The sequence below is a fragment of the Pseudomonas caricapapayae genome, assembly GCF_001400735.1.
GTDB lineage: Bacteria > Pseudomonadota > Gammaproteobacteria > Pseudomonadales > Pseudomonadaceae > Aquipseudomonas > Aquipseudomonas caricapapayae.
Map to the genome: position 1 here is coordinate 1 of NZ_LJPW01000027.1, position 2,662 is coordinate 2,662.

Annotated in this window: 2 protein-coding genes; both read left to right on the forward strand. The window is 55.4% G+C overall.

What is annotated here, in order from left to right; genetic code table 11:
- Window positions 1-208 precede the first annotated feature (208 nt).
- Window positions 209-1,048 (forward strand): UTP--glucose-1-phosphate uridylyltransferase GalU, encoded by an 840-nt coding sequence (gene galU / locus ALO80_RS03700; protein WP_003364457.1) that lies wholly within the window; start codon window positions 209-211, stop codon window positions 1,046-1,048.
- A 102-nt stretch (window positions 1,049-1,150) separates the two neighbouring features.
- Window positions 1,151-2,509 (forward strand): glutathione-disulfide reductase, encoded by a 1,359-nt coding sequence (gene gorA, locus ALO80_RS03705; RefSeq protein WP_055007984.1) that lies wholly within the window; start codon window positions 1,151-1,153, stop codon window positions 2,507-2,509.
- The last annotated feature ends 153 nt before the right edge of the window (window positions 2,510-2,662 follow it).

Here is a 2,662-nt window from a genome sequence, read left to right on the forward strand (position 1 = left end):
CACGCAGGGCCGGCCCTGCGGGGTTTGATGGCCACGGTACAGTGCTCGAACATGCGGTTCACCACAGGCAATATCCAGGAAGTGCGGAACTATCTGCCTGAGTATTCCTCTATCATGGCATCAGACGGCCAAAGGCGGGGCATTGTAAGGTGACCGCCGCCTGATTAGACTGCGCCGTTAACACCAACAGCCCTTACCAAGGACTTTTATGATCAAGAAATGCTTGTTCCCAGCAGCCGGTTACGGCACTCGCTTCCTGCCAGCGACCAAGGCCATGCCCAAGGAAATGCTGCCGGTGGTCAACAAGCCACTGATCCAATACGGTGTTGAGGAAGCCCTGGCGGCAGGCCTGACCGAAATTTCCATTGTGACCGGTCGTGGCAAGCGCGCTCTTGAAGACCATTTTGATATCAGCTATGAGCTTGAGCATCAGATCAAGGGCACCGACAAGGAAAAGTATCTGGTTGGCATTCGCAAGCTGATCGATGAGTGCAGCTTCTCCTACACCCGTCAGACCGAAATGAAAGGTTTGGGCCACGCGATCCTCAGCGGTCGTCCACTGATCGGTAACGAAGCATTCGCCGTGGTGCTGGCTGATGACCTGTGCGTAAACCCTGAGGGTGACGGCGTGCTGGCGCAGATGGTCAAGCTGCACAAGCATTATGGCTGCTCGATCATTGCCATTCAGGAAGTCGATCCGCAGGAAACCAACAAGTATGGTGTGATTGCCGGCGAAGAGATCAAGCCTGGTCTGTTTCGTGTGACCAACATGGTTGAAAAACCGAAGCCTGAAGATGCGCCTTCCAATCTGGCGATCATCGGCCGTTACATCCTGACCCCGGACATTTTCGAAAAAATCGAACAGACCGAGCCAGGCAAGGGTGGAGAGATTCAGATCACCGACGCTCTTATGAAGCAGGCTGCCGAAGGCAACGTGCTTGCCTACAAGTTCAAGGGCGAGCGTTTTGACTGTGGTGGTGCGGAAGGCTATATCCAGGCCACCAACTTCTGCTTCGAGCACTTCTACAAAACCGGCAAAGCGCATTGATTTCTGGTTGATGACGCTCGGGACAAGGCCACCTTCGGGTGGCTTTGTCATTTCTGACTGGCCGCCAAGCGGCTATGCTGTGCCTCTGCCAAGGAGATATCGATGGCCTTTGATTTTGATCTGTTTGTAATCGGCGCCGGCTCCGGCGGTGTCAGGGCGGCACGTTTTGCCGCTGGTTTCGGCGCAAAGGTTGCGGTGGCCGAAAGTCGTTATCTGGGCGGCACCTGCGTCAATGTGGGGTGCGTGCCTAAAAAACTGTTGGTGTACGGTGCGCATTTTTCCGAGGATTTCGACCATGCCAAAGGGTTTGGCTGGTCCTTGGGTGAGGCTGATTTTGACTGGTCCACACTGATCGCCAACAAGGACCGTGAAATCAATCGTCTCAACGGTATCTATCGCAAGTTGCTGGTCGACAGCGGCGTTACCTTGCTTGAAGGTCATGCGAAGATACTCGGTCCGCAGCAGGTCGAGATCAATGGCCAGTCCTACAGCGCCGAGCGTATTCTGATCGCAACCGGAGGTTGGCCGCAGGTGCCTGATGTGCCCGGACGCGAGCACGCCATTACGTCTAACGAGGCGTTTTTCCTCAAGACGTTGCCAAAGCGCGTCGTGGTCGTGGGGGGTGGTTATATTGCGGTGGAGTTTGCCTCGATTTTCAACGGATTGGGTGCAGACACTACGCTGGTCTACCGTCGCGAGCTGTTTTTGCGTGGCTTCGATGGCGGTGTTCGTACCCATCTTCATGAAGAGTTGCTCAAGCGGCACATGACGATTCGTTTCAACAGCGATATCGAGCGTATCGACAAGCAGGCCGACGGCAGTTTGCTGCTGTCCATGAAGGGTGGCGGCACACTCGAGACCGATTGTGTGTTCTACGCAACAGGACGTCGGCCGATGCTCGACAATCTCGGGCTGGACAGTGTCGACGTCAAGCTTGATGAGCATGGCTACATCAAGGTCGACGAGCATTACCAGAGCAGCGAGCCTTCGATCCTGGCTATCGGCGATGTCATTGGCGGTGTCCAGTTGACCCCGGTCGCGCTGGCCGAAGGTATGGCTGTCGCGCGTCGCCTGTTCAAGCCTGATCAGTACCGCCCGGTAGACTACAATCACATTCCGACTGCGGTTTTCAGTCTGCCGAATATCGGTACTGTAGGTCTGACCGAAGAGGATGCGATCAAGGCTGGCCATGATGTGCAGGTGTTCGAAAGCCGTTTCAGGCCGATGAAACTGACCCTGACCGATGATCAGGAGCGCACGCTGATGAAGTTGGTTGTAGATGTGAAAACCGACCGGGTATTGGGTTGCCATATGGTGGGGCCGGATGCAGGCGAGATCGTCCAGAGTCTGGCGATTGCCATCAAGGCTGGCGCGACCAAGCAGGTATTCGACGACACTATCGGTGTGCACCCGACTGCTGCAGAAGAGTTCGTGACCATGCGCACGCCTGTCAAACGTTAAACAGCGCAACACCCGGAGGTCAGGAAGAGCTCCGGGGTAAAGGCTTTAAAAGGACGGATCCCTGCGTGAATAGAGAAAAACCATCGGGCAAAATGCCTGTGCATTTGCCCGAGCATAATCGTGAAGTCGCGCTGTACATAGATGCATTGCGTG